Annotated in this window: 22 protein-coding genes; 15 read left to right on the top strand and 7 right to left on the bottom strand. The window is 32.3% G+C overall.

Going from position 1 to position 24,837, the window contains the following annotated elements:
• Window positions 1-16: 16 nt before the first annotated feature.
• Together BUR17_RS14670 and BUR17_RS14665 are read left to right on the top strand one after the other, a co-directional pair.
• A complete protein-coding gene (locus BUR17_RS14670) occupies window positions 17-3,055 on the top strand; it encodes an AAA family ATPase (RefSeq protein WP_074231074.1) in 3,039 nt (1,012 codons plus the stop codon).
• A 39-nt stretch (window positions 3,056-3,094) separates the two neighbouring features.
• On the top strand, window positions 3,095-3,541 hold the full coding sequence (locus BUR17_RS14665) for an STM3941 family protein (protein ID WP_074231073.1): 447 nt from the start codon (window positions 3,095-3,097) through the stop codon (window positions 3,539-3,541).
• A gap of 41 nt (window positions 3,542-3,582) precedes the next feature.
• Here BUR17_RS14665 and BUR17_RS14660 read toward each other — a convergent pair whose 3' ends face one another.
• Complete coding sequence (locus BUR17_RS14660; protein ID WP_074231072.1) at window positions 3,583-4,602, bottom strand: LLM class flavin-dependent oxidoreductase; 1,020 nt, start codon at window positions 4,600-4,602, stop codon at window positions 3,583-3,585.
• 272 nt (window positions 4,603-4,874) lie between these two features.
• On the bottom strand, window positions 4,875-5,450 hold the full coding sequence (locus BUR17_RS14655; RefSeq protein WP_074231071.1) for a TetR/AcrR family transcriptional regulator: 576 nt from the start codon (window positions 5,448-5,450) through the stop codon (window positions 4,875-4,877).
• Between the two features lie 400 nt (window positions 5,451-5,850).
• Here BUR17_RS14655 and clpB point away from each other — a divergent pair, with 400 nt between their 5' ends.
• The 5 genes from clpB to BUR17_RS14630 all read left to right on the top strand — a co-directional run bounded on the left by clpB (window position 5,851) and on the right by BUR17_RS14630 (window position 11,132).
• On the top strand, window positions 5,851-8,445 hold the full coding sequence (gene clpB / locus BUR17_RS14650; RefSeq protein ID WP_074231070.1) for an ATP-dependent chaperone ClpB: 2,595 nt from the start codon (window positions 5,851-5,853) through the stop codon (window positions 8,443-8,445).
• A gap of 180 nt (window positions 8,446-8,625) precedes the next feature.
• Window positions 8,626-9,069: a hypothetical protein gene (locus BUR17_RS14645; protein WP_074231069.1), complete on the top strand. Its 444-nt coding sequence runs from the start codon at window positions 8,626-8,628 to the stop codon at window positions 9,067-9,069.
• Between the two features lie 10 nt (window positions 9,070-9,079).
• Complete coding sequence (locus tag BUR17_RS14640; protein ID WP_074231068.1) at window positions 9,080-9,730, top strand: hypothetical protein; 651 nt, start codon at window positions 9,080-9,082, stop codon at window positions 9,728-9,730.
• A complete protein-coding gene (locus BUR17_RS14635) occupies window positions 9,706-10,491 on the top strand; it encodes a sensor histidine kinase (protein WP_074231067.1) in 786 nt (261 codons plus the stop codon). The genes BUR17_RS14640 and BUR17_RS14635 overlap by 25 nt, the downstream gene beginning before the upstream one ends.
• Window positions 10,488-11,132, top strand: a complete 645-nt coding sequence (locus BUR17_RS14630) for a response regulator transcription factor (RefSeq protein ID WP_074231066.1) — start codon at window positions 10,488-10,490, stop codon at window positions 11,130-11,132. Before BUR17_RS14635 ends, BUR17_RS14630 begins: the two co-directional genes overlap by 4 nt.
• A gap of 78 nt (window positions 11,133-11,210) precedes the next feature.
• Here BUR17_RS14630 and BUR17_RS14625 read toward each other — a convergent pair whose 3' ends face one another.
• Window positions 11,211-11,915: an FKBP-type peptidyl-prolyl cis-trans isomerase gene (locus tag BUR17_RS14625; RefSeq protein WP_074231065.1), complete on the bottom strand. Its 705-nt coding sequence runs from the start codon at window positions 11,913-11,915 to the stop codon at window positions 11,211-11,213.
• A 354-nt stretch (window positions 11,916-12,269) separates the two neighbouring features.
• Between BUR17_RS14625 and BUR17_RS14620 the strand changes: the two genes are divergently transcribed.
• Window positions 12,270-12,452, top strand: coding sequence for a hypothetical protein (locus BUR17_RS14620; protein ID WP_074231064.1), 183 nt, complete (start codon window positions 12,270-12,272; stop codon window positions 12,450-12,452).
• Between the two features lie 335 nt (window positions 12,453-12,787).
• Window positions 12,788-13,786, top strand: a complete 999-nt coding sequence (locus BUR17_RS14615) for a zinc metalloprotease (RefSeq protein ID WP_074231063.1) — start codon at window positions 12,788-12,790, stop codon at window positions 13,784-13,786.
• Window positions 13,787-13,867: 81 nt separating this feature from the next.
• Here the strand turns inward: BUR17_RS14615 and BUR17_RS14610 are convergent, their stop codons facing one another.
• Window positions 13,868-16,240 (bottom strand): outer membrane beta-barrel family protein, encoded by a 2,373-nt coding sequence (locus tag BUR17_RS14610; RefSeq protein WP_074231062.1) that lies wholly within the window; start codon window positions 16,238-16,240, stop codon window positions 13,868-13,870.
• A 127-nt stretch (window positions 16,241-16,367) separates the two neighbouring features.
• Between BUR17_RS14610 and BUR17_RS21035 the strand changes: the two genes are divergently transcribed.
• From BUR17_RS21035 to BUR17_RS14600, 3 genes are all read left to right on the top strand, one after another.
• Entirely contained in the window at window positions 16,368-16,790 is a 423-nt protein-coding gene (locus BUR17_RS21035; protein ID WP_228418761.1) for a hypothetical protein, read from the top strand.
• A gap of 292 nt (window positions 16,791-17,082) precedes the next feature.
• Entirely contained in the window at window positions 17,083-17,706 is a 624-nt protein-coding gene (locus BUR17_RS21030; RefSeq protein ID WP_228418757.1) for a sensor histidine kinase, read from the top strand.
• The gene (locus BUR17_RS14600) at window positions 17,696-18,382 is read left to right on the top strand and encodes a response regulator transcription factor (RefSeq protein WP_074231061.1); all 687 of its coding nucleotides are present in this window, start codon (window positions 17,696-17,698) and stop codon (window positions 18,380-18,382) included. Before BUR17_RS21030 ends, BUR17_RS14600 begins: the two co-directional genes overlap by 11 nt.
• A gap of 4 nt (window positions 18,383-18,386) precedes the next feature.
• Here BUR17_RS14600 and BUR17_RS14595 read toward each other — a convergent pair whose 3' ends face one another.
• From BUR17_RS14595 to BUR17_RS14585, 3 genes are all read right to left on the bottom strand, one after another.
• Complete coding sequence (locus BUR17_RS14595; RefSeq protein ID WP_074231060.1) at window positions 18,387-19,214, bottom strand: endonuclease/exonuclease/phosphatase family protein; 828 nt, start codon at window positions 19,212-19,214, stop codon at window positions 18,387-18,389.
• A gap of 140 nt (window positions 19,215-19,354) precedes the next feature.
• On the bottom strand, window positions 19,355-20,236 hold the full coding sequence (locus tag BUR17_RS14590) for an SDR family oxidoreductase (protein WP_074231059.1): 882 nt from the start codon (window positions 20,234-20,236) through the stop codon (window positions 19,355-19,357).
• Between the two features lie 323 nt (window positions 20,237-20,559).
• Window positions 20,560-20,970: a DUF1573 domain-containing protein gene (locus BUR17_RS14585; RefSeq protein WP_074231058.1), complete on the bottom strand. Its 411-nt coding sequence runs from the start codon at window positions 20,968-20,970 to the stop codon at window positions 20,560-20,562.
• Window positions 20,971-21,137: 167 nt separating this feature from the next.
• On the opposite strand from BUR17_RS14585, the gene BUR17_RS14580 reads away from it, so the two are divergent.
• From BUR17_RS14580 to BUR17_RS14570, 3 genes are all read left to right on the top strand, one after another.
• On the top strand, window positions 21,138-22,385 hold the full coding sequence (locus BUR17_RS14580) for a sensor histidine kinase (protein WP_074231057.1): 1,248 nt from the start codon (window positions 21,138-21,140) through the stop codon (window positions 22,383-22,385).
• 17 nt (window positions 22,386-22,402) lie between these two features.
• Window positions 22,403-23,080, top strand: coding sequence for a response regulator transcription factor (locus tag BUR17_RS14575; RefSeq protein WP_074231270.1), 678 nt, complete (start codon window positions 22,403-22,405; stop codon window positions 23,078-23,080).
• Window positions 23,081-23,157: 77 nt separating this feature from the next.
• On the top strand, window positions 23,158-24,810 hold the full coding sequence (locus BUR17_RS14570; protein WP_143747591.1) for a hypothetical protein: 1,653 nt from the start codon (window positions 23,158-23,160) through the stop codon (window positions 24,808-24,810).
• The last annotated feature ends 27 nt before the right edge of the window (window positions 24,811-24,837 follow it).

Here is a 24,837-nt window from a genome sequence, read left to right as displayed (position 1 = left end):
AATCAAACATAACATTATGATTCCAATTCAACTGACTTTAGAAGGTCTTTATTCTTATCAGGAACGTCAGAAAATCGACTTTGAAAATCTTACAGAAGCAGGTCTTTTCGGAATTTTCGGTTCGGTTGGTTCCGGGAAATCTTCTATTTTGGAAGCCATTTCTTTTGCGTTGTACGGCGAAACGGAGCGTCTCAATTCCAGAGATAAACGTGCTTACAATATGATGAATTTGAAATCGAATAAATCTTATATTGAGTTTGATTTCATCAATTTTGAAAACAAAAAATTCCGTGCTACAAGAGAGTTTAAACGTAATTCTAAAAATTTTGAAGACGTAAAAACTCCGAGCGTCACTTTCTATGAATGGAAAAATGAAAACTGGATTCCTTTGGAACATTCCAATGCTGAAAAACTCATTGGTTTGAGTTATGCCAATTTTAAGCGAACCATTATTATTCCTCAAGGTCAGTTTAAAGAATTTCTGGAATTGGGCGCGACAGACCGAACGAACATGATGAAGGAGATTTTCAGTCTTCAGCGTTTTGATTTGCAGAATAATGTTTCAGTTTTAAACTACAAAAACAGATCAGAACTGGATCAGTTGGAAGGCCAATTGAAAGGTTTTGAAGAAGTTAACGAAGAGCAAATTTTGATTCAGAAAGAGAATTTAAAAATTGAGCAGCAAAAATTTGAAAATGTAAAAATTCAGTTTATAAAAATTGAACAAAAATATCAACAACTTAAAAATTTAAAAACTGATTTTGAATCGCTGAAACAAAAGAAATCTGAGTTTGAGAAACTGAATCAACAGAAAAAGGAAATCGACATTTTAGAAACAAAAACTGAAGTATTTGACAAAGTTTTCAGAATTTTCACACCATTAATTTCTGAAAGAAATAAGCTTCAGAAAGAAATTTCAGAACAACAGAAAAATAAAGAAACTCAATTTAAAATTGTACAGGAAACTGAAATTCGGTTTGAAGATATAAAAAATAAACTTTCTGCAATTCAGCCACAATATGAAGCATTAAATCAGTCTAAAACTCAGGAAAATGATTTGAGTTTGATTTTACAAATGCAGAAATTTTCGGGAGAAATTGAAACCTTAAAAGAAAGAACAAAAAAAGGTTCTGAAAAAGTAAAAGAGGTTGAAACCCATCAGAAATTAATTCAGCAAAAAATTGAAAACCTTTCTAAAAATGCAGAACTTTTAAAACCTAAAAAATTAGATTCCACTTTACTTTTAAATCTCGGAAACTGGTTTTCAGAAAAGAAAAGATTAAATGAAAATTTACAAAATCAGACCGGAAAAATTGATTTAATAAAAATTGAAGTTGGAAAAATATCAGAAGACTTAAAACATTTTGAAATCAATCCTGAGACTTTTAGAAATGATTTTAAAACTCAAACTGAAACTTTAGAAAATCAGAAAAAAACACTTTCTGAAAAGCGAAATCATCTAGAAGTGCAGCAAAAACTGGCTCACTTTGCCAACGAACTGCACGACGGAGAATCTTGTCCGCTTTGTGGCGCTTTGGAACATCCGAATATTGTAGAATTTGATGATGTGAATTCTGAATTAAATGAAATTCAGAAAAAGATTGAGCAGATTGAAATTCAAAAAGATCATATTCAAAAACAATCTTTAGAAATAGAAAAAATTCTTGACCGAAAAAAGATTTTTGAGGAACAACAGAAATCTGAAGAAGATAATTTAAAGCAAATTCAAACTCAAATTGCAGAGCATTTAAAAAACTTTAGCTGGACAGAATTTAATTCTGAAAATCAAAATGATTTTGAAGAAAAAAGGCAACAATCTTTTGCCATTGAAAAGCAAATTGAAGAACTGAACCAACAAATCGGTTTGGAGCAAAAAAATCTTGAAAAAGAGCGAGAAAATCTTGATAATTACAATAAAGCTTTAGAAAAATTCAGGCTTGATGAGGCGAAAAAAGAAGAGCAAATCAAGACCAACGAAAGTAATTTAAAAGTTTTAAGCTGGCTTGATTACGAGAAAAAACCAATCCTTGAAACCGAAGAAATTTACAATAAATTATCACAATCGAACCTTGAGACTGAAGAAAATTATCAAAAATTAAATAAGGAAAAAGAAGAAATTTCTCCAAAATTAGCTGAACAAAAAACAATTGTTGATCAATTAGAAAAACGAATTTCAGAATTGGAAAAAGAAATTTCTGCTAATAAAATCCTGATTGAAAATTCTTTATCAGAACAGAAATTCAACACTTTAGAAGAAACCCTGCAAATTCTTGCACAGGAAATTAATGTTCAGGAAACAAGAAATCAGATTCAGCAATTCAGAATTCAATTTGAAATTGTAAAAAACGACATTCTCAATCTGGAAGCCAAACTCAAAGATTTTTCATTTGATGAAGAACAGTTTGCAGAAACTGAAAATCAATTCAAAGCTTTTGAAAATGATTTAAAAATCGTCAATAATTCTGTGGTAAAAATCGCCACTGAAATTGAAAGACTTGAAAAAGAATTCAAGAAAAAAGAAGATTTACTGAAGGATTTATCTCAACTTCAAAAGCGTGCAGAAAATCTGAAGATTATGACCAATCTCTTTAAAGGAGCCGGTTTTGTACAATATGTTTCTTCGATTTATCTTCGTCAATTGTGTGATCATGCGAATGTACGTTTTCATCGGATGACAAGAAATCAGTTGAGTTTACAGCTGAACGAAAACAGTGATTTTGAAATTATCGACTATCTGAATGAAGGACGCAGCCGAAGTGTGAAAACGCTTTCCGGAGGGCAGGCTTTTCAGGTTTCACTGAGTCTGGCTTTGGCTTTGGCAGAAAGCGTACAAACGAATGCACAATCTGAGAAAAATTTCTTTTTTATCGATGAAGGCTTCGGAACTCAGGATCTGGAATCTGTGAATATCGTATTTGAAACACTGATGAATCTTCAGAAAGAGAACAGAATTGTGGGAATTATTTCGCACGTTGAAGAACTGAAAGAGAAAATTCCGGTTTCGCTGAATATTACGAAAGATGAGGAAAGAGGAAGTCTGATTGAGATTGCTTAATATTTAGTTTTTTTATTTACATTCTAATTTTAATTACCCATGCAAAATTTACCACTTACTTTAAAACCCGGAAAAATAAAAAATATAACTCTTATTCTCATTAGTACTGCTTTTATAGTTTTAGGAATTTCACTTTTAGAAAAAAATATGCTGGTTGCAGTTTTAAATATTTTCTTCTTCGGGATCTGTTTTATTATTTTTGTAATCAATATGATTCCCAATGCATCTTACCTTAAAATCGGTGAAAGAGGAATTGAAATGAAAAATCTTTTCAAAACAACCTTCATTCCTTGGCAGGCTGTGAGTGGTTTTAAAACTAAATTTATTTTCGTTAATAAATTGGTCACTTTTACCATCGATGAAAAACTTCTGGAAAACTCTAAAATGAAAGGAAAAATCGGAGCATTTCCTGATACGTACGGAATGTCTGCTAAAGATCTCGCCAATCTTCTGAATGAATATAAAGCCAAGTTTGATACAGTATAAATCATAAAAAGCTCCGTTGCAATATTCAACGGAGCTTTAATTTATTTTACTTGTGGAGCTACTTTTTCTCCAAATAATTCAATAGATTTCATCATTACATCATTCGCAGGATCTCCTACATCCATATGACCGATAAATCTTGTAATCCCGAAAATTTCTTTCATATATTTGATTTTATCGGCAACTTCATTGGCATTTCCGATGAATAAAGCACCATCCTTATTCCTTCCGCCTTCATACTGCATTTTTGTATAAGGGGACCAACCTCTGGAAGCTCCAATGCGATCCATCTGAGATTTATAATTATGAAAATATCCGTCCACAACTTCTTTTTCATCACTTACAAAAGTATGTGAATGAATGGCGATCTGCATTTCTGATTCATTATGTCCTGCTTTACGATATTCCTGCTTATAGAATTCTATTAAATTTTTAAACTGAATCGGCATTCCGCCAATAATTGCAACCACCAAAGGCATTCCCAATTGTGCTGCACTTAAAACTGATTGTGGAGTTCCGCCAACAGCTCTCCAAATTGGAAGTTTCCCGTTATTTTTTGCTCTCGGATAAACGGTTTGGTTCTGCATCGGAGCACGTAATTTCCCAGTCCACGAAACGTTTTCTTCTGAATTTATTTTTAGTAATAATTCTAATTTTTCATCAAAAAGTTCTTCGTAATCGTTTAGAGAATATCCATAAAGTGGAAAAGATTCAATGAAACTTCCTCGTCCGACAAAGATCTCCGCTCTTCCATCAGAAATTAAATCTAATGTGGCAAAATCTTCATAGACTTTTACAGGTTCTGATGAACTCAAAACCGTTACTCCACTTGCTAATTTTATATTTTTTGTCATACTTGCAGCGGCAGCCAAAACGATTTCAGGTGAAGAAACCGCATAATCTGCACGGTGATGTTCTCCCATTGCGAAAACATCGATTCCTACCTCGTCCATTAATTTTACCTGCTCAAGAATTTCTCTGATTTTAATTCCTGCATTTCTATATTTTCCGGTAGTCTGGTCAAAAGCCAAGTCGCCAAACATTCCTATTCCTAATTCCATATTTTTGTTTTTTTAAGATAGAACAAAAGTAAGGGAACGAAATATCAAAAACATTGATGAATGATAAGAACGAATATTTCTTAAGTCCATAAAACTTTTGACACATTAGTCACATTAGTTTTTAGTTTAAATCTTTGAAAATATTTAGAGCATATAAGAGAAAATCAACGATTTTCAAAAACTAAAGTGTTCTTAATTATACACATCAAAAAACTTTTATGTAACTAATGTGTTAAAAATTTCTCAGTTAAAATTAAGTCTAAAAGCTAAAACTATTTTTGATTTCCCAAGAGACCAAAAAGCAGTTTATCTCTTATCTCATTGGTAATTTCAGACGTTGATTCTATATTTCTTTTAAACCAGAAATAAGAATTATTAAGGGTGTGAAGGATAAATCTTGTCGTAAAAGCAGAAGATTTCAGTTCCCAGCTTTCAGCCTGATAAATTTCAGAAATGAGTTGCTCTACTTCCTGCTGATAATTTTTTCTTAATTCAATAAATTCAGGCAGTCTTTCCTCTAAATGTTTCCATTCATTAGAGTAAATATGCGTAACATCGCGGTTTTTAAGAACAACCGATAAATGTTTATCTAAAAATAAATTAAGCTTTTCCTGCGGAGAAACATTTGTATTTTTTACTTCCTGAAGTTCTGCAAAAAACTCATGTGCAACCCCAAAGCAAATCCACTCAAGAATTTCTTCTTTAGAACGGATGTGCGCATACAATGACGCTGCTTTAATATTTAGTTTTGTTGCAAGATCTCTTACCGAACTTCCCATATAGCCTTTCTCTTTGAAAAGTTCTACAGCGACTTCAAGTATTTTGATCTGTTTTTCTTTTAACTCCATAGGTAAAGTGCAAAAGTAATTATTCTGATTTTAATATCCTGATTTTCATGTAATCATTTACAATCTTTCCTATATTTTATAATCTTTTCCTGTTTAGTGATTACTGACTCATATTTCCCGATTCTCCGCTGAATTATTTAAAATCGGAAATTTTGTCTTTCAAAAATACACCTAAAAATGAATATTTCGGAAATTTTGTCCATTATTTTTAAAAAATCAATAATTGAACAGTTTTTGAATTAATCTTCACGAATTAAATGATTGATAAGATTGAGGACATCAGAAATTAGAAAATCTGATTTGAAAAATTAACATTTATGAGACTCTTATGGTCTGAAATCTGATGTCTAAAATCTATAAATGAAAGTAAAATTACAAGAAAACCAAAAATACATAAAATATGAACTTAAATCAATATACCGTAAAATCTCAAGAAGCCATCCAAGCTGCACAACAAGTGGCAATGGAATTTGGCAATCAACAAATAGAACCTCAACATTTACTGGAAGGAATTTTTCAGGTAGATGAAAATATATCGCCTTTCTTACTAAAAAAATCTGAAGCAGATGCCAATTTGGTAAGAGAGCGCAACCGTGAAAATCTTGAAAAACTTCCAAAAGTACAGGGAGGGAATATTTATCTTTCACAATCAGCAAACAAGGTTTTGCTAGATGCGCCCAACATTGCAAAAAAAATGGATGATGAGTTTGTAACCATCGAACATTTGTGGCTTTCATTACTAGAAACCAATTCTGAAGTTTCGAAAATGCTGAAAGATATGGCCGTTACAAAAAGTCTTTTAGAAGGCGCAATCAAAGAATTAAGAAAAGGGAGCAAAGCTACTTCTGCAAGTTCGGAAGAAACTTATCAATCCTTAAATAAATATGCAAAAAATTTCAACGAACTTGCTGCTGAAGGAAAACTTGACCCGGTAATCGGTCGTGATGAAGAAATCAGAAGAGTTTTACAAATTCTTTCGAGAAGAACAAAAAATAACCCAATCTTAATTGGTGAACCCGGTGTTGGTAAAACGGCTATTGCAGAAGGAATCGCACACAGAATTATCAATGGTGACGTTCCTGAAAACTTGCAGGATAAAACTTTGTATTCATTAGATATGGGAGCGTTAATTGCCGGTGCAAAATATAAAGGTGAATTTGAAGAGCGTCTGAAATCTGTCGTAAACGAAGTGACAAAATCTGACGGACAGATTATTCTTTTCATCGATGAGATTCATACTTTGGTTGGAGCCGGAGGTGGTGAAGGTGCGATGGATGCTGCCAATATTCTGAAACCTGCTTTGGCAAGAGGAGAATTAAGAGCCATTGGTGCTACGACTTTGAATGAATATCAAAAATATTTTGAAAAAGATAAAGCATTAGAAAGACGTTTCCAGAAAGTAATGGTGGAGGAACCAGATACAGAATCTGCAATCTCAATCCTTCGTGGAATTAAAGATAAATATGAAGCACATCACAAAGTAAGAATCAAAGACGAAGCAATTATTGCGGCGGTAGAAATGTCTCAACGATATATTTCGGACCGATTTTTACCGGATAAAGCGATTGATTTGATTGATGAAGCTTCAGCCAAATTGAGAATGGAAATCAATTCAAAACCTGAAGAACTCGATGTTCTCGACAGAAAACTGATGCAGATGGAAATTGAATTGGCAGCGATTTCAAGAGAAGGAAGCCAAACGAAAATCGACCATTTAAAAGAAGATATTTCAAAAATCTCTGAAGAAAGAAATGAAATTAATGCAAAATGGCTGAAAGAAAAACAAAAATCTGAGGATTTAACCCAGATCAAAAAAGATATTGAATCTCTGAAACTCGAAGCTGAAAGAGCTTCAAGAGCCGGAGATTATGCAAAAGTGGCTGAAATTCAGTACGGAAAAATTAAGGAGAAAGAAGATGCTTTGCAAAAACTTGAATTGGAAATGCAAAACCATCAGAATGAATTGATTAAAGAGGAAGTAACTGCAGAAAACATTTCAGAAGTTATCGGAAAATGGACAGGAATTCCGGTTACCAAACTTTTACAATCTGAAAGAGAAAAACTGTTACATCTTGAAACCGAGCTTCATCACAGAGTTGTTGGTCAGGAAGAAGCGATTACAGCGGTTGCAGATGCAATTAGAAGAAACAGAGCAGGCTTAAGTGACGAGAAAAAACCAATCGGAAGTTTCTTGTTTTTAGGAACAACAGGTGTCGGTAAAACTGAGTTGGCAAAAGCGTTGGCAGAGTTTTTATTCGATGACGAAAATAATATGACGAGAATTGATATGAGTGAATATCAAGAGAGACATTCAGTTTCGAGATTGGTTGGAGCTCCTCCAGGATATGTTGGTTACGACGAAGGTGGACAATTGACGGAAGCTGTGAGAAGAAGACCCTATTCTGTGGTGCTTTTAGATGAAATTGAAAAAGCGCATCCTGATGTTTTCAACACGTTGTTACAAGTTTTGGATGATGGTCGTTTGACGGATAATAAAGGTAGAGTCGTGAATTTCAAAAATTCGATTATCATTATGACTTCGAATCTTGGTTCGCATATTATTCAGGAGAATTTTGAAAATATTACCGAAGAAAACCAAGATGAGATTGTTGATAAAACTAAAATTGAAGTTTTCGATTTGCTGAAACAGACGCTTCGTCCGGAATTCTTAAACAGAATTGACGAGACGGTATTATTCCAACCTTTAAGAAAAAAAGAAATTGGAAAAATCGTTCAATATCAGTTGAGAGGATACAATGATTTGTTAGCAAAACGAAATATCATTATGACCTCAACACAAGATGCTGTAGATTATTTAATGAACAAAGGTTACGATCCTGTTTTCGGAGCAAGACCTTTAAAAAGAGTAATACAACAGGAAGTTTTAAACAAATTATCGAGAGAAATTCTTGCAGGAAATGTAAATGACGGCGATAGAATCACTTTAGATTATTTTGAGGAAACAGGTTTGGTTTTCAGACCTGCTGAAAAATAAGTAGTTTTTTTTCATATATAAATTAATTTTTGGGTAAGTACCACAGATCTCATTCTGTGGTACTTATTTTTTTAAATGGGAAAATAAATTGCAAAGACAGGATTTACAGTAAAAAAACGGAAGACTTTAAAGAGTTTTTTTTGCAAATTTGTACAAAATATAACCATAAAACCTAAGAAAATGAACAACACCAACTTAACACTTCCAGTAGATCTTATTCAAAATTTGGTAGACAATTATCGAAACAATCAATTAGATTGCATTAATCAAAATATGGCGATGGATGATGCACACTCTATTTGGTTTGATTTGCCAACTCTTAAAAACTTTATTGCTGAAATAGAAACTCAGGCTCAAACAATCGATCCGAATGTACCAAGTGCAGATTTGGGAATCCGTTTTTATTACGCAGCGTATCCTCAAGTGCCACAACAACCTATTCCTTCTAATTATGCCAAAAGACATACATTGGTGATGATTCCTACAAAGAAGGAAGAAGGTCTTAATTATGATTTTAATCCTTTGGAAGAGGGAAAAGCACTTGCTGTAAGTGGAAAAATCGCCTTAGCTCAGAATCACGGAGATTTGGTTCCTCCAGGTGCATCAATCGTAGAGTCTTACTAATTTATCTTTAATGACCGATTTCCAACTATTTTTACAGCACAGCATGAGAATAAGCGAGGGTATTGCAGCCTTGGCTTCTATCCTATTTTACAAAAAAATTAAAGATAGCCATTATCGTTATTTTTCGTTTTTTCTTATTATTATTTTCAGTTGCGAAATTTTTGGAAAATATGGTGGAGCCTATATTTCATATTCAAAAAATGCATTCTATAATTATTTTGTAATTCCTTTCGAGTTCATTTTTTTATATTGGCTTTATGCTTACCAGTCATTAAACCGGAAAACACTATTTTGGATATTTACAGTGGGTTTTCTGCTGTCGTATATTCCAAATGAACTCTATTTTTTAAAAAACAAGCAGATTTTCTCTTTCAATTATACGTTAGGGAGTCTGCTTTTGATGTTTTTGGTAATTATGGAGTATTATAAGCAAATTAACTCTGATAACATCCTTAATTTTACGAAAAACAGGATGTTTTACATTAATCTTGGCGTAACTTTGTTTTATATAGGAACTCTTCCTTTTTGGACATTTTATTTCCAATTATTAGAACATAAGCATCTCTGGGATCTCTATTTTAATTATTTTCTTATTTCCGGAATTATTATGTATCTGCTATTTGCAAGTTCATTTATATGGGGAAAACAGAATTACTCTTAACGATTGTTATTTTCAACGTCTTTTTTGCGATGTTTATTGTCGCTGTGATGATTTACATTAGAAAGTATAAGCAGAGAAAAATAGAATATCTTAATGAAATTCAGCTTAAAAATGAAATTCATCAAAAAGAGCTTTTAGCAACCCAGCTCGAAATTCAGCAGGCAACGATGCAGCAAATCGGTCGTGAACTGCAAGATAATATTGGGCAAAAACTCACGTTAGCAAGTCTTTACATACAACAGTTGCTTTATGAAAACAAAGTTTTAGAAGAAAGCGAAAGAATAGATCAGGTTTCGCAAATTATCAATCAGTCTCTGCAGGATTTGAGAAGTCTTTCAAAAACATTAACCGATGATAACATTAATCAGAAAGACATTGTAACTTTAATTCAGGAAGAAGTAGATAATGCAAGTGTATTAAAGAAATGCAAAATTCATTTTGAGCATAATTTTGAACATCTCGATCTCGATTTTGTTTATAAAAATGTTTTATTGAGAATTACACAGGAGTTTATTCAGAACAGTATTAAACATTCAAAGTGTAAAAATATTTTCATTAAACTCAATACAACCGAAGAAAATCTTTGGGAATTAAAAATTAATGATGATGGAATTGGTTTTGACATCGACAAAATTCTCTCCAACGGAATCGGGCTTACCAATATGAAAAACAGAACAGCAATCATCGGAGCCGAGTTTAATCTTGAAAGCAACGAAAACGTTGGTACTGTAATTGAAATAAAACTAAAAAAACGACCATGAAAAAGACCATCGTAATTGTTGACGATCATCTATTGATCGCTAAAGCGCTTGAAGGAATTATAGATAACTTCGAAGATTTTGAAGTAATTGATGTGGCCGAAAACGGAAAAGACATGATTGACAAGTTTGAAAGTGGGCAGAAAATTCCGGATATCATTCTTCTGGACATCAGTATGCCGCTTATGAATGGTTTTGAAACTGCTGCATGGCTTAAAGAAAATCATCCAAATATTAAAGTAATGGCACTCAGTATGCAGGGCGATGACAATAGTGTTATCAAAATGATAAGAAACGGAGCCAAAGGTTATCTTCTTAAAAATACTCATCCGAAAGATCTGGAAATTGCACTTACAAAGCTAAATAGCGACGGTTTTTTTTACCCGGATTGGGCATCAAAAATTATTTTTTCGAATATGAGTGACGAAAAAAATAATGAGAAAAAAAAGAAAATCTCAGAACGAGAAAAAGAATTTCTTACTTACACTGTTACCGAACTCAGCTATAAAGAAATTGCAGAAAAAATGTGCTGCAGCCCAAGAACTGTAGAGAGCTACCGCGATCAGCTCTGTGAAAAATTTGATCTTAAAACAAGAGTCGGTTTAGCTGTTTTTGCGATCAAAAATGGTTTTGCAGAATCGTAGCTAATGATCTACTCAGAATTTTCCCAATAAAAAAAGAAGCTTTTCAGCTTCTTTTTTTATTGGGAAAATAAATTAAACTTATTTTACATCTACTAATTCTACATCAAAAATAATTGTAGAACCTGCCGGAATTGCAGCACCTGCTCCATGATCTCCATAAGCAAGGTCTGAAGGAATATAAAATCTGTATTTAGATCCTTTGCTCATCAATTGAATACCTTCCGTCCAGCCTTTGATTACGCTACCTAAGTTAATATCCATTGGATTACCTCCATTTTTATCGGTAGAGTCGAAAACAGTTCCATCCAAAAGTTTACCAGTATATTTTACCTGCACAACATTTGTAGCCGTTGGTTTTGTTTTGCCGTCACCTTCCTGCAATACCTCATATTGCAAACCTGAAGCAGTGGTTTTTACTTTTGGGTTGGTTTTATTTTTTGCAAGAAAATCCTGACCTTTTTTCTTATTTTCACCCGCCTGTACTAATGCTGCAGATTGCTTTTTTTCATTTTGTTTCTGCATAAAATCCTGCATAAAAGCATTCATTTCTTCAGCAGGCATCAGTTTCTTTGTTCCATTCATCTCTTCTTTAATAGCCTGAGCCAAAAGATCTGCATCTACTTTGAAACCTTCTTGTTTCATGTTTTGCGCAATATTTAAACCTATATAATATGACGCTTTTTGGTCATCTGTATATTTGCTATCGCCTTGTTTATCATTTTTCTGAGCGCACGAAATACTAAATATTGCTATACAAAATAATGCAATGGTCTGTTTTTTCATTTGATAATTTTATTATTTATTATTAACGAATTAAATAATCGCTGCAAATCTATCATTAATTACAGAAATTTCCCTGCTGTACAGCACTTTTTTCTGTTAAAAATTTTCAGTTGAACAGATTAATCAAAGAGATCTACAATCTTTCCTTTTCATCTGCTTTTTAAATTTTTCAAAGACAGATTTTCTAAATTATACTTTAGATTATATCGATGAAACAAGTTGTTTTTCAAGCCTTCTGAAAGCAATTGTCGTTTTATCAAGTCATTTTTATTTTTTTTGGATATTATTTAACAATTTTAAAAATATTTCATATCTTTATGATTACCAAACATTTACTAACAAAACTAAATTACTATGAAAAAATTAAAAAGAAAAGCATTAAAAACGATTATGGGCGGAAAACTAGATTGTTCATGTCGTATGATTACTTATTATGATGGTTCTACAAGTGGCGGTCCATGTGCCACATCAGAATGTTCAGAAATAAGTTTTAGCTGTGGACAACCAGAATGCAGACCTTCTCTTGAGATTATTTAATCTTGAAAAACAAAATTCAATAAACTACAGCGGTGAATATTTCACCGCTTTTATTTTTTATTAAAATTTAAAGATGCAAACCTGTTTGTTTTATATCTCTTCATTTTAATTATATTAAAAAAAACAGATTGGTTTTCAAATCTTCGAAAGAAATACATTAAAAAAAATAAAATTCCAATCAATAATTCAAGAAAAAACTTAACATAATATTAAAAATACTATACAATGCATATTAAAAAACGTTAATTTTAGCAAATTTTAACATTCATTTCGCAAATTGCATTATATAATAATATAAATTCACATTCTGAAAATCACCAAAAAAATCAGAATTTATGAAAAAACTATTATTTGGAGCCTTTATATTAGGTTCTCTGTCGGCTTGTAACAACGACAACATTACGCAAGAATCAGTAAGTGATTCAGAAAACTTAGTCAATACCGCTGCAAAAAGAAGCTGCCCTTCTGAAGAAATCCGTAAGGAGGCATTGCAAAAAAATCCAGAACTAAAAATGAAGTATGAAACTTTAGAAGCTCATACTGAAAAATTCCTCAATGAAATTAAATTAGGAAAAGTTCTCGCAGATGGCACCGTTGAAATTCCGGTAATTGTAAATGTTTTATACAAAACCACGTCACAAAATGTTTCTGATGCAAGAATAGCAGAACAGATCGCCGTATTAAATGCTGATTTTGGCGGCACCAATAGTGACGTTAGCAAAATACCTTCCGCATTCCAGTCTGTAAAAGCCGGCGATGTAAAAGTAAGATTTAAGCTCGTAAATACGGTCAGAAAATCTACCACCAAATCAAGCTGGAGCAGCAATGATGCTATGAAAAAAACGTCAACAGGAGGCATTAATGCAACAAACCCTACTAATTACTTAAATATTTGGGTGGTAAGCAGTATGCCGAGTCCCAATGGAGACACTCTTGGGTACGCAACATTTCCGGAATCAGCAGGTTTATGGAATGACGGTGTAGTAATCGCCGCACCTTATTTCGGAAAAACAGGAGCTTCCTCTCCATTTAATTTAGGTAGAACAGCAACCCATGAAGTAGGGCACTATTTAAACCTAAGACATATTTGGGGAGATGCAAACTGTGGAACTGACTATGTAACTGACACTCCTACACAAACTACAGCCAATGTAGGAAAACCTTCGTATCCTTTGTATAATACTTGTAGTGGAGTATCAAGGTCTGTAATGTTTATGAATTATATGGACTATGTGGATGATTCAGCTATGTTTATGTTCTCTAGCGGACAAAAAACAAGAATGCAATCTGTAGTTTCTTCATCAGGATCAAGATCAGGATTAAGAGTATATTAGTACATAAATAATATTTTAAAATCCTTTTTCATTTTGAAAAAGGATTTTAATTTTTACACTTCAATTGGTTTTAGAAATTCATTACAATCTTTCCTGTTCATCAGCTTTTTTGATTGTTTTTGAATTTTTCACCGACTGATTTCCAAAATTATATTTTAGAGAAAAAGTAAAACCTTGGGTATCTTGATAATCTAAAAAGTAATTATCCTGATTACCATATTTGGTGCTTATTTTTTGCTGTGTCGATCTGAAAATATCATTAAAAATAAATGCAGCTTCTAATTTTTTATTGAAAAACTTTCTGTTCATTACAAAATAAGCCGACCATTGACTGGAAATTTTAAAGGTCCCTTGAATTGACGGCGAATAATATTTATGACCTAATTCCATCTTCCAGTCTGAATTTTTGTCTAAAGTAAAACTTGTTGAGATATTTGAAACCAAGTTCCAGACTTTGTTTTTATTTAAAGCTCCGTCTATTCCCTTAAAATAATTTTCGTTGTGCTCCAGATTTTCAGAAACAATTAAACTCCACCAAGGTTTAATTTCAAAACTTTTGTAAAGACTTACTCCAAAAGCCTCCTCTTTCTCAATATTGGTAAAATAATAAATCAGATTATTGTTTTCATGCTGTTGATATGAGATTTCCATTGAGGGGAAAATTTCTTTTCGGTAATAAAAATCTAAATTCCAGTTTTTGAATGAATAGGTAAGATTTAAATTGTGAATAATCGTTGCTTTCAACTTGGGATCACCCTGATAATATGAGAATAAATTGTAATACGATTTCGCAGGGTTCAGCCATGAATAATACGGTCTGCTGATTCTTTTGCCATAAGAAAAACCAAACTCATGTTTATTTTCTGTGGTATATTGTGCATAAAAAGTTGGAAACAAACTCCAGTAATTGTTTTTATTTACTTCATAAGGTTCAGAAACAATACCTTCCAAATCGGTCATTTCTGCACGAAGTCCGCCTTTGAAATTCCATTTTCCAAGATTATAAGCTATTGATGTATAAATTCCAAAGTTGTGCTCTTTATAATCAAAAAGACTGCTTTTTTCCGGCCTGTACTGAAACTGCCCATTTTCGTTATCCGAAAAATCAAGCAAACTGTTCGTTTTTACAAAGCTGTATTTCGCACCAGATTCTAATTCCAGTTTTTCATTTTTCCATTGATAATCAAATTGTGTAGAATATAGCTGAACATTGCTTTTATTGTTGGTCATAAAATTTGTTTCCCTTGGATTCTCATTAATAAAATTTAAATAAGTCAACACATTCTGATACTTGCTTGAATTGTTTGCTGTAAAATAATTGATCCACGAAATACTGCTTTTTTTATTCAGTTTTCTGTCAATTTGAAAACTTAATGAATTATTAATTGTTCTGGAATGATGATCGTTAATCGTTGTATAATTAGATTCTGCTACATTCTGTGTGTTATAAATCAAAGTTGGGACGAAATAAGTTCCAAAAGATTTGGGGGCAAAAAATCCTGAATAATTAAGACTCGCCGTTGTAAGGCTGTCGATTTCATATTCTACATTAAAGTTTACTGTATTCTGGCTTTTATTTTGATCTTTCCGGTTCATTGTACTGATCCAGGTTGTGCCGTCTTCAGGATAATTTACATAATCTGTACCTTCACGATAATATGTTCCTCCTCCCCGAAAATAGCTTCCCATTACCGAAAGTTTATCTTTTTTGTAATATTGCGAAAGCCCTGCAACTCCTTTTGCATATTGAGTTTGAATATATTTTGAAGAAAGAATTCCACGATAGCCTTCAATTTTATTTTTCTTCATTACAATATTCAGAACTGCCCCACCCTGAGCTTCATATTTTGCAGGCGGATTGGTAATAACTTCTACAGACTTCACATCGTCGCCTTGTGTATTTTCAAGAAAATTTTTGAGTTCTTCACCTGTCATCATTACTTTTTTATCATTTATGGTTATTAAAACCGAAGTTCCGCCTTTCACTGCCAAAACATCATTATTAATGGTAACCTGAGGTGTTTTTTTAAGAATTTCCCAAGCGTTGAGTGAAGAAATATTGCTGTTTTCTACATTAAATTCCAAACGGTCTACTTTTCTTTTCACCAATGGTTTTTTCTTGGTAATCGTTACTGCTTCAATATCTTTCTGATTATTTTTTAAAATGACATTTAAAACTTCAATCTCATTTTTAGCTTCGATATTTTTCTCAAATAAAAGGTATTTTTCATTATTAATTTTTAGCTTAAAAGATCTTGATGAAAGATTATCAAACGAAAACCGACCTTCAGAATCGGTAAAAAAAGATTTAATTAAAGTGTTCTCATGATTATACAATTCCACTTTTACAGAATCGAGTTTTTCTTTATCAGCATTAAAAACGGTTCCGGAAATTTTCTGCGACTGCGAAAACATAAAAACCGGGAAAATAAGAAAGAGAAGACATTTATACATTTCAGTTAGTTTTAATTTTAATTCAAATGAGTTTGATATTTTACTGTCACAAAATTGAATATTGCCACCGAGAATTTCGGTTAACGGAAGGTTAATGCGAGGTTAATGGTAAAAATGCATTCACGAAATGTATATATTTGCTTCAATGATTTCTAAAAGCAAATATCTTATCTCTCTTTTTGCAGCTTTATTTCTGCTATTATTGGGTATTCAGGTATATTTTATGTACAAAACTTCTCAGGTAAAAAAGCGGGAAATCTACAGCGATGTTCATAAGAGAATTGATGATTACATCGATAATCTGGAAAATCTTGGCGGTGCAAGTAATTTGGGTGATGAAGGTCAAAGGAAAATCTTTGCCGAATTCAACAATAAGAAGATCAGCAAAAAAGAGTTTTTAAACTATTTCGAAAAAAACAAAAAAATCACGCAAGATAAATTAAGTGATTATATAGACCATAAATTTGAGAAGGAAGGCTACAAAATTGCCGTAAGAACTCAGTTTTTTATCAATTGTTTATGTTCCGAAAAATATAAAACTGATCGATAAACCAGTCACTTTATACGAAACGCGAAACAAGATCACAAAAGCCGGAATTTCTAATACCGGAAAATGGGAAACTTCTTCTACTTCAAGATCTGATAAAAGCAATCAACTTGAGAGAGACGATTCTTTTTTTGTAAGAAGCCAGACAGATTTTGAAATTTTAAATATCAACACTGTTGTTTTTCAAGACCTAACTTTGCTCATCTTATGTTGCGTTGCTATTTTACTGAGTGTATTGATTTTATATATTTTCACTGTTAAAAATTTAATCAGACAGCAAAAGCAAGTTGAGGTTTTGCACACTGTTGTAGACAATATTTCACACGAATTTAAAACTCCAATTGCTACGTTGAAGATTGCCTCAAAAACATTAAAGAAAGAATTCACTCCGGAAATTTTACCTTTAATTGACCGACAAATTCTAAGACTTGAAGATCTAATGTTGCAGCTTCACCCCGAAGATTTTAACGAAAAAAGTTCTATCATACAGCCAGAAAACTGGGATTTTTTCATTCACGATCTGGCTTTTACTTACGAGAACATTGATTTTAAACTTAATAATTTAGTTTCAAAAGTGCTCCCTTTTGATAAAAAACTGATGGAAACCGTGATTAAAAATCTCTGCGAAAACAGTGTGAAATATGGGGCTTCCGAAATTAAAATCGATATAAAAACCATTCAAAATAAGCTCGAAATTATTGTGGCAGACAATGGAAACGGAATGGAACAGAACGAACTGAAAAATATTTTCGAAAAGTTTTACAGAATACAATCCAACAACATTCACAACAGCAAAGGTTTAGGTTTGGGTTTATTTTTCGTGAAAAAAATTGTTGAAAAATATAGCGGAAAAACTGAGATTACGAGTGAAGTAAATGTAGGAACAACTTTTAAAATTTCACTTCCTTATGAAGATTAAGATTTTATTGGCAGAAGACGATTCAGATTTTGGAATGATTCTGAAACAATATCTCGAGCTTGAAGATTTTGAAGTTTCATGGTTTCAGAATCCTGAAGATATTTTACCCATTTTACAGTCAGATTTCCCTTTTCATATTGGGATTTTAGATATTATGATGCCCAATCTCGATGGGTTTTCTTTGGCAAAAATAATCTTAAAAACCAAACCCGATTTCCCGCTTTTATTTTTAACAGCAAAAAATCAGAAAATAGATCGCCTGACAGGACTGAAAATCGGAGCAGATGATTACATCTCAAAACCTTGCGATCCGGAAGAATTAATTTTAAGAATTAAAAATATTCTAAAAAGAACATTAGTTTCGGAAACAGTTACTCAATACAGCATCGGAAGCTATATTTTAGATACAGAAAAACTTTTGCTTTCTCATCCTAATGAAAAAATAAGACTCACCATTCGTGAAAAAGATCTTTTGCTTTATCTTTTGAAATTCAATCATAAAACAATCAAACGAGACGATATTCTCGATAATTTGTGGGAAACCAATGATTATTTTACCGGAAGAAGTCTTGATGTTTTTATCAGCCGACTGCGAAAATATTTTCAGCATGACGACAAAATAAAAATCCAATCCCTGCGAGGAATTGGATTTGAGATTGATTTTCCTGAGAATTAATATTTTAAAACTGCAGCTCTGTCAAAACCGGGAAATGATCCGACGGATACAGCAGATTTTCTCTTCTGTCGTTAATATGTCTGTGAGATTTTATCTTAAAACCTTTTACAAAAATATAATCAATTCTTTCCTGCGGAACTTCGGTTACGTTGAATGCTGTAAATGTTCCTTTCGGTCCGTAAGGTTTTGTTTCTGAGTTGTAGAAAGTATCTTTCAGGTTTTGAGAAATTATTTTTATCGGCTCTGTATCGTCTGTCAAATTAAAATCACCGCTTAATGTTAAAGGTAAATTTTTAGGATTGATCTCTTTAATTTTCTTTAAAATCAAATCTGCAGATTTTACTCTTGCCACATTTCCTACATGATCGAAATGAAGATTCATTGCCAAAAATTCTTTCTTCGATTTTTTATCTTTAAAAACAGCATACGTACAAACTCTGTTGTAAGCAGCATCCCAACCTTTCGACGGTTTTTCCGGAGTTTCTGAAAGCCAGAACGTTCCCGATTTTACCACCTGTAATTTTTCGGTATCATAAAATATAGCCGAAAATTCGCCTTTTTCTTTACCATCGTCTCTACCTACACCTACATAATCGTAGTTCTTTAAACCATTTTTAATATCTTTCATCTGCTCCGGAAGTGCTTCCTGAACGCCGAAATAATCCGGATGGTAATAGCTCAATAAATCTACCGCATCCTGTTTCCTGTTTGTCCATGAGTTTTCTTTATCAGATTCTACATTGAGTCTGATGTTGAAAGACATTACTTTTAAATTCTGAGAAAAGCTCCATGCAAAAACAAATAGTAATAAAGTTGAAAATCTGAAATTCATTAGGGTTCTAATTTAAATTAAAGAACAAAAATAAAACTTATGTTTCATAGAGAAGCTTTATTCGTAATGTTTTTTAGTTATTAGCAATAATTAAATCACCAGAAATTAAAAACTCATCATTCATAACTAATAATTTATAACTAATTGGATTTTTTTGCTTTAATCATTGCTTCCAAAGCATCCCACATTTCCTGCGGAATATCTTCAAGCATATTAAATTCGCCTGCACCCTGAAGCCATTCTCCACCATCGATTGTAACGACTTCTCCATTCATATAAGCTGAATAATCTGAAACCAGATACGCAGCAAGGTTTGCCAATTCCTGATGTTCTCCTACTCTTCTCAACGGAACTTTTTTTCTCATATCAAATTTTTCCTGCAGATCTCCCGGAAGCAATCTGTCCCAAGCTCCTTTTGTAGGAAACGGTCCAGGAGCAATCGCATTAAAACGAATTCCATATTTTGCCCACTCAACGGCTAAACTTCTCGTCATCGCTAAAACGCCTGCTTTTGCACAAGCTGATGGAACAACGTATGCAGAACCTGTCCACGCATAAGTTGTCACAATATTTAAAACTGTTCCCGGAGTTTTTGAATCAATCCAATGTTTTCCGATAGAAAGTGTACAGTTTTTTGTTCCTTTTAAAACAATATCTAAAATAGAATCGAAAGCAGAATGCGTTAATCTTTCTGTAGGCGAAATAAAATTTCCGGCTGCATTATTTAATAGAATATCAATTTTTCCGAATTCTTTTAAAGTGGCTTCTTTCATCGCTTCAACCTCATCCCAATTTCTTACGTCACAAGCTACACAAAGTACTTTTCCTCCCGTTTCATCTTCCAGTTCTTTTGCAGTAACCTGAAGCTTTTCCAAATTTCTGGAAGTGATCACCACTTGTGCGCCTAATTGCAGGAAATATTTGGTCATTGCTTTTCCAAGACCGCTTCCGCCTCCCGTAACAATAGCAACTTTATCTTTTAGAGCGTCTTCACGCAACATCGGTTGTGTATAAAGATTCATACGTTTTATTTTTTCTTAAAAATAATAAATATTAAAACGCAATCCTCTAAAATAGATGTATAAATAATGCTTCAAATAATTGTTTTTGTTTTTAGCGTAAAATATTTCAAAGATTTCTTACAAATATTAAAAACAATCTTAGCCTCGATTGTAGCATTTGTTTGAGCTCATTTTCCTACTTTGGCTCAGCGGCGGCTTCGCCGCTGCTGAGCCAAAGTAGGAAAATAGCGAGTGCGGAAAGCGAGAAACAGCTCCAAATAAAAACAAAACAGTCTGTCAAATAATTGACAGACTGTTTTTTATATTGAACAAGATTAAATTAATTACTTCACAACAGTACCTTTAAAAGAAAGTACTTTTGGGTTTTGGTTGTCACTCATCGTCACTGTAATTGACTTTGAAAACGGACCTTCAGCTGCAGCATTGTAACTTGCTTCAACAAATCCTGTTTTTCCTGGTAAAATTTTAGTTTGTGTATAATCAGCAGTTGTACATCCGCATGAAGGCGCAACTTTATCAATCATAATTGGCTGTGACGATGTATTGGTGAATTCAAATCTGATGATTTTTGGTTTCCCTTGCGGAATTTTTCCTACATCGATAGTTTCTGATTTCCATTTTGCAGCTTCTGCTACTTTTTTAACAATTGAAGCCGGAGTTACCGGGAATACGTTTGCATAAAACGGAGAGAATGCCAAAACCGCAAGAAGCGCTGTAATTTTTAAATTTTTCATGTGTATAAATTTTTAGTAGTTATGAAATCAAATAACAATTATTTTTTTGTTTTAACAAATGTAGAGCTGAAAATGATTGTAAGTTGTTAACCGTTATCAAACATTTGTTAACGAGTTGTTAATGGTAAAAAAATTATAGATATTTTTGGATAATATTGCTTCTGGAAATGGAAATTAAAAAGCTCAATATTATTATAAGCCTTGGATTGGTTGCTATCATCGGAATTTTGATAGCTCAACTTATGTGGACCAAACAAGCTTATAATCTTGAGGACAGAAAATTTAATCAGAAAGTAAACATCGCTCTAATGGAGGTTGTTGACAAAATGACTGAAGGCAAATCATCTTTCACAGAAAATCCAGTTCAGATTATTGCAAATGATTATTATGTTGTTAATATTAATAATGAATTTCACCCCGCAGTTCTTGAGCATTATCTGAAAACAGAATTTACGAGATTTCAAATTAATACAGATTATGTTTACGCATTGTACAATTGTCACAGCGACCAGATGATGTATGGAAAATATATGACCAGTCATCAGGAAGAGCCAAGTGAAAAGGTAATTCAGTTTCCAAAACATAAAAATCTAACGTATTATTTTTCAATACGTTTCCCCGACAAAACTACTTACCTGATTAGCTCTTTGCGTTTTTGGTATCTTCTGACTTTTGCACTGATCATTATTCTTCTCGTTTATGTTTATTCCATTTATACAATTATTCAGCAGAAGAAATTTTCAGAATTACAGCGCGATTTTATCAACAATATGACGCATGAGTTTAAAACTCCTTTATCATCAATATTATTAGCTTCTGAAGCACTTAACAAACAGGAAGTCGTGCAAGAAAACCCCAAGTTGAAAACCTACACATCAATTATCATTAATCAAAGCTTTAAACTGAATAATCATATTGAAAAAATACTGAATATTGCGAAAAATGATGCTTCAGGATTATCATTAAAACCTCAGAAAATAATTTTGAAACCGTTTATTGAGGAGATTGCAGAAACTATTAAACAGAAAAATGAAACCATTTCAATTCAGATAGATATTGAAAATGATATTTCAATTTTAGCAGATGAATTTCACTTTACCAATATCGTTTACAATCTTTTAGATAACTCTATTAAATATTGCGAAACAAAACCTGAAATTCTTATTTCTTCGGTGAAAGATTCAAAAGGCTTATATTTAAAGTTTAAAGATAACGGAATGGGTATTCCTGCGAAAAATATCAATCATATTTTTGATAAATTTTATAGAGTTCCTGCCAATAATAGTGATGAAATCAACGGGTTTGGGCTGGGATTATTTTATGTAAAAAAAATCGTTCAGCAGCATAACTGGAAAATATCAGTTGAAAACAATGCAGATAAAGGCATCACCATTACTCTGTTTTTTCCGTTTTAATTTAATTTGTGTAAATGATGGATAAATCTAAAATTCTATACGCAGAAGATGATGAAACCATAGCTTTTCTGATTCAGGACAGCTTGGAAAATTATTATGAAATAGAACATTGCTCAGACGGAAAATCAGCGTTTGAAGCGTTCAACACCAAAGATTTTGATATTTGTTTACTTGATATTATGATGCCCGAAATGAACGGTTTCGATTTAGCTCAAAAAATAAGAGATAAAAACGCAGAAATCCCAATCATTTTCACTTCTGCTAAAGCTTTAAAAGAAGACCGAATTAAAGGTTTAAAAATCGGAGCAGATGATTATTTAGTGAAACCTTTCAGCATCGAGGAATTGATTTTGAAAATTGAAATTTTTCTGAAACGTTCTAAAAAAACAGAAACTTTTCCACAAAAATATAAAGTTGGGAAGTACAATTTCGACCCTAAAAACTATACTTTAAACGATACCCAGAATACCATTACACTTACCCAAAGAGAATCTGATCTGCTTTTGTATTTTATTCGTCATAAAAATACTGTTCTAAAAAGACAGGATATTTTGAAGGCAATTTGGGGCGATGATGATTATTTTATGGGACGAAGTCTTGATGTTTTTATTTCAAGACTGAGAAAAGTTTTTGCGGATGAGAATACTGTTGCGATAGAAAACATTCACGGAATTGGCTTTCGCTTTGCTGAATAATAACCTTATCTCTAATTTCATTTTTTTTAATTGATCTTTTATTCTTACAATATTTTATATTTGTATAAATGCAGAATATGAATAAAATTTATCTCGAAAAAATAATATTTATTGTTATTTTCCATCTTTTCATTTGCTTGCTTATTTCTCAGCTTGGTCTTTTTTTTAACTTTCCTGTAACAAGAGCCTATTATCCGCTGTCGGTCATTATCTCTTTTTTGATATGTAGAGTTAATTTTATTTCTGGGTTTACTACAGCGCTCATTTTATTATTTGGTTTTTTGATCAGCGGTTATTTTTTTGATCTCTCTGCAGACGGGCAAAGCTATCATCAGGAAAGTATCATTCAGTTGAAAAATGGCTGGAATCCTATTTACTTTGAATCTCATTCTCGTACGATGAAGGTATGGACGGAGCATTATCCAAAAGGGGCCGAGGTCATACAGTCTTGTATATATTATTTTTGGGGTAAAATAGAAACAGCGAAAGCCATCAATATTTTTCTTTTTATCGCTTCATTGCTGATCACAAAAAAAGTTTTGGAATTCTTTAGTATTGATCTTAAACGACAATGGATCTTTGCTTTTCTCATAGCTGCCAATCCAGTTGTAATTTCGCAAATTTTAACTTTTTATGTAGATGGCCTTAGCTATTCGTTTATCATTTGCTTTTTGAGTTCTCTTTTTCTTTTTATCAAAACAAAAGAAAGAATTTATATAGCATTGATCATAGCAACTTTAACGATAGGTGGAAGTTTAAAATTTACTTCAATGCCAACATTGGGTGTACTGACTGTCTGTATATTAGTTATTTTGTTGTTTTTGAAAAAAATATCATCACTTAAAGCCTTAATATTGCCATTACTATGCGCTTCTTTTTTATTAATATTGTGCAATTACAACCCATATATTACAAATTTAAAAGAAGGAAAGCATATATTTTATCCTTTAAGAGGAGAAGGCTCAATAGATATTCTTGAGCGCTTTGCACCAGAAGGATTTGTAAGAAATAATAATAGAATAGAAAAACTTGCATTTACATTATTTACCAAAACAGGTTCTTTTGATAAAGATAACATGTCTTATAAAATTCCATTCAGTGTTTCTCAAAAAGAGCTGAATAGGTTAGCTGATGCAGATATTGGTGTAGGAGGATTTGGGATATTTTATAGTGGTTTTTTGATCGTTTTATTATTATTTTTTATCGTCAATTATAAACGTCTGAAAAATCTTACTCATCAGCAAAAAATACTTTTTATTAGCATTCTTCCAATCTTAGCTTCAGTATTGATCATTTCTGATCCTTGGTGGGTAAGATATATTCCCCAATTTTATCTGATCCCACTGATATTGCTGCTTATATTGGAAGTAAATAATATGAAAATCAAATATCTTTTTATACTGAAAGGAATTTTATTTGTTAATATTTTATTCTTCTTGTCATCCATTACCGTCTTAAATATTTATGGAACTGAAAAAACCTATTATATTTTAGACATGCTCAAGAAATCCGGAAAAACAGTTGAAATAGATGCAAGGTATTTCCCTAGCAATCTAGATAGACTTGAAGAACACGGAATACCCTATAAACAAATAAAAATTGCTGATGATTACCAACCAATTATTAGATTTCAGCCAAAAGGCACCATCATAATCGACGATAATTTTAAAAAGCAGGATAAAAATCTTGTATATGGTTTTTTAAATCGCTTTTTTTATAAAATAGATTAGATTCAATACTGTAATTTGTTAGCAAAC

The sequence above is a fragment of the Chryseobacterium scophthalmum genome (assembly GCF_900143185.1).
In the GTDB taxonomy this organism is placed as follows: domain Bacteria; phylum Bacteroidota; class Bacteroidia; order Flavobacteriales; family Weeksellaceae; genus Chryseobacterium; species Chryseobacterium scophthalmum.
The sequence above is the reverse complement of the archived record's forward strand: the minus strand, read 5'-3'. Positions and strand labels throughout refer to the sequence as shown.

What these genes read in the sequence shown, in the direction of transcription:
- BUR17_RS14670 (WP_074231074.1), top strand. Translation starts at nt 17, where the DNA reads ATGATTCCAATTCAACTGACTTTAGAAGGTCTTTATTCTTATCAGGAA.
- BUR17_RS14665 (WP_074231073.1), top strand. Translation starts at nt 3,095, where the DNA reads ATGCAAAATTTACCACTTACTTTAAAACCCGGAAAAATAAAAAATATA.
- BUR17_RS14660 (WP_074231072.1), bottom strand. Translation starts at nt 4,602, where the DNA reads ATGGAATTAGGAATAGGAATGTTTGGCGACTTGGCTTTTGACCAGACT.
- BUR17_RS14655 (WP_074231071.1), bottom strand. Translation starts at nt 5,450, where the DNA reads ATGGAGTTAAAAGAAAAACAGATCAAAATACTTGAAGTCGCTGTAGAA.
- clpB (WP_074231070.1), top strand. Translation starts at nt 5,851, where the DNA reads ATGAACTTAAATCAATATACCGTAAAATCTCAAGAAGCCATCCAAGCT.
- BUR17_RS14645 (WP_074231069.1), top strand. Translation starts at nt 8,626, where the DNA reads ATGAACAACACCAACTTAACACTTCCAGTAGATCTTATTCAAAATTTG.
- BUR17_RS14640 (WP_074231068.1), top strand. Translation starts at nt 9,080, where the DNA reads ATGACCGATTTCCAACTATTTTTACAGCACAGCATGAGAATAAGCGAG.
- BUR17_RS14635 (WP_074231067.1), top strand. Translation starts at nt 9,706, where the DNA reads ATGGGGAAAACAGAATTACTCTTAACGATTGTTATTTTCAACGTCTTT.
- BUR17_RS14630 (WP_074231066.1), top strand. Translation starts at nt 10,488, where the DNA reads ATGAAAAAGACCATCGTAATTGTTGACGATCATCTATTGATCGCTAAA.
- BUR17_RS14625 (WP_074231065.1), bottom strand. Translation starts at nt 11,915, where the DNA reads ATGAAAAAACAGACCATTGCATTATTTTGTATAGCAATATTTAGTATT.
- BUR17_RS14620 (WP_074231064.1), top strand. Translation starts at nt 12,270, where the DNA reads ATGAAAAAATTAAAAAGAAAAGCATTAAAAACGATTATGGGCGGAAAA.
- BUR17_RS14615 (WP_074231063.1), top strand. Translation starts at nt 12,788, where the DNA reads ATGAAAAAACTATTATTTGGAGCCTTTATATTAGGTTCTCTGTCGGCT.
- BUR17_RS14610 (WP_074231062.1), bottom strand. Translation starts at nt 16,240, where the DNA reads ATGTATAAATGTCTTCTCTTTCTTATTTTCCCGGTTTTTATGTTTTCG.
- BUR17_RS21035 (WP_228418761.1), top strand. Translation starts at nt 16,368, where the DNA reads ATGTATATATTTGCTTCAATGATTTCTAAAAGCAAATATCTTATCTCT.
- BUR17_RS14600 (WP_074231061.1), top strand. Translation starts at nt 17,696, where the DNA reads ATGAAGATTAAGATTTTATTGGCAGAAGACGATTCAGATTTTGGAATG.
- BUR17_RS14595 (WP_074231060.1), bottom strand. Translation starts at nt 19,214, where the DNA reads ATGAATTTCAGATTTTCAACTTTATTACTATTTGTTTTTGCATGGAGC.
- BUR17_RS14590 (WP_074231059.1), bottom strand. Translation starts at nt 20,236, where the DNA reads ATGAATCTTTATACACAACCGATGTTGCGTGAAGACGCTCTAAAAGAT.
- BUR17_RS14585 (WP_074231058.1), bottom strand. Translation starts at nt 20,970, where the DNA reads ATGAAAAATTTAAAAATTACAGCGCTTCTTGCGGTTTTGGCATTCTCT.
- BUR17_RS14580 (WP_074231057.1), top strand. Translation starts at nt 21,138, where the DNA reads ATGGAAATTAAAAAGCTCAATATTATTATAAGCCTTGGATTGGTTGCT.
- BUR17_RS14575 (WP_074231270.1), top strand. Translation starts at nt 22,403, where the DNA reads ATGGATAAATCTAAAATTCTATACGCAGAAGATGATGAAACCATAGCT.
- BUR17_RS14570 (WP_143747591.1), top strand. Translation starts at nt 23,158, where the DNA reads ATGAATAAAATTTATCTCGAAAAAATAATATTTATTGTTATTTTCCAT.